Source organism: Actinomadura montaniterrae, from assembly GCF_008923365.1.
Classification (GTDB): Bacteria; Actinomycetota; Actinomycetes; order Streptosporangiales; family Streptosporangiaceae; genus Spirillospora; species Spirillospora montaniterrae.
The window spans coordinates 55,962-63,034 of sequence record NZ_WBMR01000033.1; the positions used below are offsets into that span (position 1 = coordinate 55,962).

Sequence of the window (7,073 nt, forward strand, 5' to 3'; positions counted from 1 at the left end):
ACGGCCGGTGTCCTACGGGCAGATGGCAGGCGGGCCGTCCGTCGACACGATCCTCGCGGAGCCGAACTGCAAGCCGGGCGGCGTCGTGGCGGGCAAGGTCCACGTGCGCGGCGGCGACCGTCCCCTGGAGGTGCGGCACGTCACGCTGGCGCTGATGCCGCGCATGAGCGACGGCCGCGGCGAGACGGCAGGCCCGGAGGTCTACCGCGGCGCGCTGACCCGCCGCTTCACGCTGGAGCCCGCCCGGCAGCGCGACCTGTCGTTCTCCATCCCGCTGCCGTACGAGCTGCCGTTCACCACGGTCCTCGGACGGGAGCTGCCCGGCTTCACCATCGGGCTGTGCACCGAGGTGGACGTCGCCGGGCAACCTGATCCCGGCGACATCGACCCCATCTCGGTGGAGCCGCTGGAATCCCAGCAGTGGGTGCTCGCGGCCATCGCGAAGCTCGGCTTCCAGATCAGGCACGTGACGTTCGAGGAATCCGAACTGCGCGGCGTCGCCCGGCACCTGCCGTTCCACCAGGAGATCCACCTCGCGCCGCCGTCCGCCTTCCACGGCCGGCTCGACCAGATCGGGCTGACGTTCGTCGCCAGCCCGCGCGAGGTGGCCTTCGTCCTGCGCGCCGAGGACCGCGCCGCCTCGTCCGACGAGGCGTTCGGCGTGTTCAAGGTCGGGCATGCCGAAGCCGCCGAGACGGACTGGAACGCCAGGATCGGCAAGTGGCTCGACGAGGCCGCCGCGCTCCCTCGCGCGGCCCACGCGAGCCCGCCGCCCGGCGGGTCCGCTTACGGCGGCCAGGTGACCTTCCCGCCGCCACCGCCCTCGCCCGGACAGCCCGGGCCCGGCCCCGCGTCGCCGGGTGGCGGGTACGGCAGCGCGGGCAACGCTCAGTTCCCGCCGCCCGGTCCGGCTCCGGGCGCGCCTCCGGCACCCATGCAGCACCCGGGCCACGCGGCGGCCGGCTCGCCCTTCCCACCGCCTGGCACTCCGGGGGCGGGCTACCCGGCGTCCGGCGCCCCGGGGCCGTCCGCGCCGGGCTTCCCGCCGCCTCCGCCCGCAGAGTTCGGACCGTCCACGCCCGGCGCCGCAGCGGGCGCAGGTGGCCACGGTGCCGCACCCGCCTACCCGCCCGGCGGCCCGAACCCTCCGTCGCCCGGCCAGGAATTCCCGCCTCCGCCGCCGGGTCAGGGGTTCGCCTCCCCGCCCGGTCCCGGCATGGGAGGCCACGGCGCCGCGCCCGCGTACGCGCCCGGCACTCCCCCGCCACCGAACGGCCCAGGGCACCAGCCGCACGGCGCGCCCCCTGCGGCGAACGTGCCGCCCGGCCAGGGCGCCCCGTTCCCGCCGCCTCCTCCCGGAACCCCGGGAGCCGCGAGCCACGGTCAGCCGCCTGGATTCCCACCGCCCGCGGCCTCCCACGCCCCTGCCCCCGGCGATTTCCCACCGCCCGCCCCCGGAATGCCGCCGCACGGCGCACCGGGCTATGGGATGCCGCCGCAGGGCGGAGCGGGCTCCGGAATGGCGCCAGGTGGCGGGCCAGGCGCGGGGATGACGCCGCACGGCGCGTCGGGTTCTGGAATGCCGCCGGGTGGCCCACCCGGTGCGGCGATGCCGCCGGGTGGCGTGCCTGGTGGCGGGATGGCGCCGGAACTGCCTGGGCAGCATGTGCCGGGTGGTCCTGGCTCGTATCCGCCGCCTGCGGCTCCCGTGATGGGGCCCGGGGGGCCGCCGCCTGCACCGGCCGGGCCGCCGCCTGCACCGGGCGGGCCCGTGTACTACGGGGGCGCTGAGCCGCCGCCCGCGCCGCCGGGGCCCGCGCCGTATCCGCCGCCCGTCCACGTACACCACGGTCACCATGGGCACCACCGTCACCACCATGGGTCCGGGATCGGCACCGCGGGCCTGGTCGGCGGTGCCGTCGTGGCGGGCGTCGCCGGAGGCATGGCCCTGGACGCCATGGGCGACGTGGCCGGTGACATTGCGGGTGATATCGCCGCGGACATCGCCGGCAACGTCGCCGCGGACGTCCTCGGCGGCCTGCTGGGCGGGCTCTTCGGCTGACCAACCGGCCGGCATCCGCGCAGGTGGACCGGCACTTGCCGGTTTGACGGTGCCTCAATACGGCGACCTCAAGGGTGAGGCACTCGTCCGAGCACCACGAGGCACGAAAGCCGGCCGACGCGCATCGCACGCCGCGGACCGGTGAGTTCCGGCCGCCCGCATGGTCTGCACAGGACGACGACGGACGTCAGAAGTCCGTGCTTGCAGCTCGTGTTCACGACGACCGGGTGGGAGGGCTGATGCGTGAGCTGATGGTCGACATGTTCAGCACCGTCGACGGGTTCGGTGGCGGCGGACCGAAACCGAAGGCGTACTGGGGTTACGAAGGGCCAGGGCTCTTCGAGTGGATCCACGGCCAGCTCGCCCAGGAGCACGTCACGCTCATGGGCGCCGAGACGTACCGGCAGATGGCGGAGATCGTCGCGACCGGTGACGATCCGACGTTCCCGCGGATGACCGAGCTGCCCAAGGTCGTCTTCTCCAAGACGCTCAAGCCGCCGCTGACCTGGGCGAACACCATGCTCATCGACGAGCCTCTCGAGACGGCCGTGCCGCGGCTCAAGGCCATGGACGACGGGCTTCCGATGCGCACGATCGGCAGCCCGTCGCTGGTCCGCAGCCTCTTCCGGCACGGCCTGGTCGACCGTGTGCGGGTGATGCTCTTCCCGATGATCCACGGCGCCGAGGGCGAGGGGCCCGTGTTCGCCGAGCTGCCCGCGCTCGCCATGGACCTCACCGGCACCACCGTGATCGACGACCGGCTGGTGCTCCTCGACTACCGCGTCACCGGAGACGAATCACTTGAGTGAGGTCGCACGGCGGCAGCGTCCGGGGCAGGCTCGTCGTGCTCGCCGGCCGGGAGGACGACGGCGGGGACGACCGCGGCGACGGTGATGCCGATCGCCCACCAGAACGCGCCCTGGAAGGCGCCGGTGGCGCCGTGGCCGAGGAGCGACTGCAGGGCGACGGCGACGATCGCGGTGCCGAACGAGGCGCCCACCTGCTGGGCGATGCGGGTGTTCATGGTGGCGTGCGGGATGCCCGCCGGCTGGACGTCCTGGTACGCGACGGACATCGGCGGGATCAGCACCGCGCCGACCCCCACGCCGCGGACCAGCAGCACGGCGCCGAGCCACCACAGGCTCGTGCCGGGCCCGGCGAGTGCGAACGGGATGGTCGCGACGGCGGCGAGCAGGAAGCCGGCGATCGTCACGGCGCGCGCCCCGAACCGGTCGACCAGCGCGCCGACCACGAAGCGCGCGGCGAGCGCGCCCACGCCCTGCGGGATCATGAGCAGCCCGGCGTCCAGCACGCTGTCGCCGCGAAGCTGCTGGTAGTAGAGCGGCAGCAGGAACATGCCCGCGTACATCGCCGCGCCGGCGGTGAACAGGACCGCGGACGCGCTGCCGAGTGAGCGGACGCGCAGCAGCCGGACGTCGACGATCGGCTCGCGCCCGCCGGGCCGTGGCCGTGACGCCCAGGCGATGAACGCGGCCAGCAGGACGGCTCCGGCGAGCAGGGGCGCCAGGACGCCGGCGTGGTCGATCCCGCCGTCCTCGGCCAGCTGCGAGAGGCCGAGCAGGATCCCGGTCAGCGCCGGCGCGAGCAGCGCCAGGCCGATCCAGTCCAGACGGTCGCCCAGACGGTCGCCCAGACGGTCGCCCGGGCGACCGCGTCCAGCGGCCGGAGGCGAGCCGGGCCGGTCGGCGGGCAGTGGGGCGCCGGGACGGTCGGCGGGCAGCGGGGCGACGGGGCCGTCGGCGGGCAGCGGGGCGCCGGGACGGGCGGCGGGTGGGCGGGAGCCGGGGTGGTCGGCGGGCAGGAAGCGCCATGCCAGCAGCAGGCCGGCGGCGATCACGGGCACGTTGATGAGGAACAGCCAGCGCCAGCTCAGCCAGTTGAGGATCACGCCGCCGATCACCGGGCCGAGGATGGGGCCGAGGGCGATGGGCAGGCTGACGGCCGCCATCAGCCTGCTGCTGACCTTCCCGCCCGCCGCGCGCACCGCGAGCGTCTGCATCAGCGGGAAGATCAGTCCGGCGCCGAAGCCCTGCAGCGCCCGGAAGCCGATCAGTGCGGTGTCGTTCCACGCGACCGCGCACAGCACCGAGGCGAGCACGAACAGCGTGAGCGCGGCCGTCCAGACCCGCTTGCCGCCCCAGCGGCGCTCCGCCCACCCGGTGATCGGGATGGCGACGGCCATCGCCAGCAGGAAGCCGGTGGTGACCCACTGGATCGTCCCGGCGGTCGAGTGCAGTTTCACGGCCAGCGTGCGGATCGCCAGCGTCACCATCGTCGAGTCGAGGATCGCCGCGATCCCGCCCACGAGCAGCGCGACCAGGGCCATCTTCACCTGCGGCGAGAGCCGCGTCCCGGTGCTCTCCGTCATCGTCCCGCCTCCACCTTAAGAGAGGATTTCATCTCTTAAGAGGGTAGGACGCTTCGATACGGAAGGCAAACCTTCCTTATACTGGGCCCGTGACCCCATCCACCGGACCCGTCCGCCAGCGCCGCCGCGGACCCGAACTCGAGGCCGCGCTGCTGGACGCGGCCTGGGACGAGCTGGTCGAGGCCGGCTTCGCGAAGCTGACCATGGAGTCCGTCGCCTCCCGGGCGGGCACCGGCATCGCCGTGCTGTACCGCCGCTGGGCCAACAAGGACCAGCTCGTCCTGGCCGCGCTGGAGCACTACCGCAACACCCACCCCGTCGACGTCCCCGACACCGGCACCCTGCGCGGCGACCTCCTCGCCGCGCTGACCGGCATGGGCCAGGCCCGCGCCGCGTTCTTCGCCGTCACCGCGGCCGCCGCCTTCGCGGGGCTGCTGACCGGCACCGGGCTCACCCCCGCCCAGGCGCGCGACCGGATCCTCGGCGACCAGCGGCACTCCCGCATCCGGACGATCTACCAGCGCGCCCACGACCGCGGCGAGATCGACCTCGAACGGATCCCGCCCGCGGTGCTCGCGCTGCCGTTCGACCTGGTGCGCCACGACCTGCTCATGGACCTCGAACCGCTGAAGCCGGCCCGCATCCGGTCGATCGTCGACGAGCTCTTCCTCCCCCTTGTCCACGCCCGGCACGACGGGCCGGATCCGGCGGAAGCCCGCTGATCGGCAGGGTCGCGGAAGCAATACGGCTAGCGGCATGGCGGCCACCTGTGCATATGGCGGGCGTTTCGGACCAGATGTGGCGCGGTCTCGGCCAACCGGGTCCCGGATGGTTAGGGTCGAGAGGGCAGCCCGCCTCCCGAGGAGTCACATGACCACCGTGATCCTGGTCCTGCTCTGCCTTGCGATCGCCGGACGCGAGCTCTACCTGGCCTCCGACAAGCGGCTCCCGCAAGCACAGGCGGACGTCCGCGAACTGCGCGCCCAGCTGTCCGAACTCGCCAAACGGCACGAGGCGCTCCGGTCGGAGGTCGCCGCCGCGGCCGAGCCGTCCGGGATCCCGATCCCGCAGCCGCTGCCCGACGGCGCGTCCGCGGAGGTCCTCGACCGGCTGGAGGCCTTCTCCGGGCGGATCGACCGGCTGGAGAAGGAGACCGCCGACCTCGCCGGGGAACTGGCGGGCCTCGGCCTCGACCGGGAGGCGCAGCACGCGCTCGCCCGCTCCCTCGACACGGTGGAGCAGGACGTGCGGGAGCTGCACCGGGAGATGCTCGAACGCGTCGACCGCGAGGAGGGCGTCGTCCCGGGGCTCCTGCTCAGCGAGGAGGGGGAGGCGGAGGCGCTGCTCGCCGACGCGTACGAGCGGTGCGCCGCGGAATGGGGGCTGCACGTCCGCGTCCGCGACCAGCGGTCCCCGCAGGCGGCCGACGGCTCCTACCTCGGGACGGTCTACTATCTGTCCGGCCGCCGCCCCGACGAGCTGACCGAGACCCTGTTGTCGCAGGCCAGGACCCTGATCGACGCGGAGGACCCGGGTGCGCTGAGCGCCTTGCTCGGCGAGCTGGCGCACCTGCGCGGCGGCGGGATCGCCCGGTTCGGCCGGTTCGCCGTCGTCCGGACCCGGGGCGAGCTGCTGTGCGGCGTGCTGCCGGACGAGGCGCCCGCCGCCGAGCCCTGGGAGCTCGCGGGACGGCTCCGCGAGCTCCCCGGCGACCGTCGGGCCGACCTGTCGTGGCTCCGCCCGGACGGCTGATCAGGGCCGGACGAACCGGGGCGGGGCGTCGTCGGACCGGTCGACGCCGAACGCCAGCAGGCAGCGGGGCGGGTGCCCGGCATCGGTCTGCAGGCACACCCCGACGCCCAGATCGGGGTCGATGACCACGACGCGGCGCAGGGCCCGCAGCGCGCGCCGGGCGCGGCCCCGCGTCCGCGGCCGGGACGGCTCGTGCAGGGTGCTCGTGACGACGCGTCCCGCGTACCGCCACAGCGACAGCGAGTCGAGGACCCGCACGCCCGCCGAGGTCAGGTTCGCGACGATCACGACGCCGCTGTCATCCTCCGCCCGGTCGGACGGCGTCGCCAGCGGCGCGTCCTCCGGCAGGTCGCGCGGCGCCCTCGGGCCGCCGACCGCGCGGTGGTAGCGGAGCGGGTCGAGGGTGTCGATCACGAACGCCCCCGCGTACGGGCGGGACGCGCGCGGCTGCCCGGGGCGCGCCCGCAGCGGCGTCCGGGGGGCGTTCCGCACGTTCAGGTGGGCGCTGAGGTCGAAGACCATGCCGGCGTCGTCGAGCCAGGTGGGCAGGCCGAGCTTCGCCGACGCGGTGCGGTCGAGGCCGTCGGTCATGCCGCGGATCTCGTCGGCGCGCCCGGAGAGCGCCGCCGCCATGCCCAGCCCGGGGAACGCGCCCTCCAGCACGGCCAGCATCGCGCGCCAAGTGGTGCTCCCCACGAACTCGATCATGAACGCGTCAGCGAGCGCCCGGCGCCGTCCGGGATCGGTCATGGGCCCCGGCGGCGCCGAGGGCGCCTCATCCGCGACCGGCGGCGCGCCAGCAGCGGACGCCGGCACAGCAGCGGACGGCGGCACAGCAGGCGGCGGCGCGGTGGGCGGCGGCGCGGTGGG

Annotated in this window: 6 protein-coding genes; 4 read left to right on the plus strand and 2 right to left on the minus strand. The window is 74.8% G+C overall.

All coding sequences use genetic code 11. The features are described 5' to 3' along the window. The first annotated feature begins 7 nt into the window (after positions 1 to 7). Both F9B16_RS53870 and F9B16_RS14765 read left to right on the plus strand, forming a co-directional pair. Positions 8 to 2,062, plus strand: a complete 2,055-nt coding sequence (locus F9B16_RS53870; RefSeq protein WP_318839236.1) for a sporulation protein — start codon at positions 8 to 10, stop codon at positions 2,060 to 2,062. Between the two features lie 239 nt (positions 2,063 to 2,301). Next, positions 2,302 to 2,871: a dihydrofolate reductase family protein gene (locus F9B16_RS14765; RefSeq protein ID WP_151540620.1), complete on the plus strand. Its 570-nt coding sequence runs from the start codon at positions 2,302 to 2,304 to the stop codon at positions 2,869 to 2,871. Here F9B16_RS14765 and F9B16_RS14770 read toward each other — a convergent pair. Next, complete coding sequence (locus tag F9B16_RS14770; RefSeq protein ID WP_151540621.1) at positions 2,838 to 4,451, minus strand: MDR family MFS transporter; 1,614 nt, start codon at positions 4,449 to 4,451, stop codon at positions 2,838 to 2,840. The two genes, F9B16_RS14765 and F9B16_RS14770, sit on opposite strands and share 34 nt — an antisense overlap. A gap of 89 nt (positions 4,452 to 4,540) precedes the next feature. Between F9B16_RS14770 and F9B16_RS14775 the strand changes: the two genes are divergently transcribed. Together F9B16_RS14775 and F9B16_RS14780 are read left to right on the plus strand one after the other, a co-directional pair. Beyond that, the gene (locus F9B16_RS14775) at positions 4,541 to 5,173 is read left to right on the plus strand and encodes a TetR/AcrR family transcriptional regulator (protein WP_151540622.1); all 633 of its coding nucleotides are present in this window, start codon (positions 4,541 to 4,543) and stop codon (positions 5,171 to 5,173) included. Positions 5,174 to 5,321: 148 nt separating this feature from the next. Then, positions 5,322 to 6,203, plus strand: coding sequence for a DUF305 domain-containing protein (locus F9B16_RS14780; protein WP_151540623.1), 882 nt, complete (start codon positions 5,322 to 5,324; stop codon positions 6,201 to 6,203). On the opposite strand, the gene F9B16_RS14785 is transcribed toward F9B16_RS14780, so the two are convergent. Then, on the minus strand, positions 6,204 to 6,899 hold the full coding sequence (locus F9B16_RS14785) for a hypothetical protein (RefSeq protein ID WP_151540624.1): 696 nt from the start codon (positions 6,897 to 6,899) through the stop codon (positions 6,204 to 6,206). Between the last annotated feature and the right edge of the window lie 174 nt (positions 6,900 to 7,073).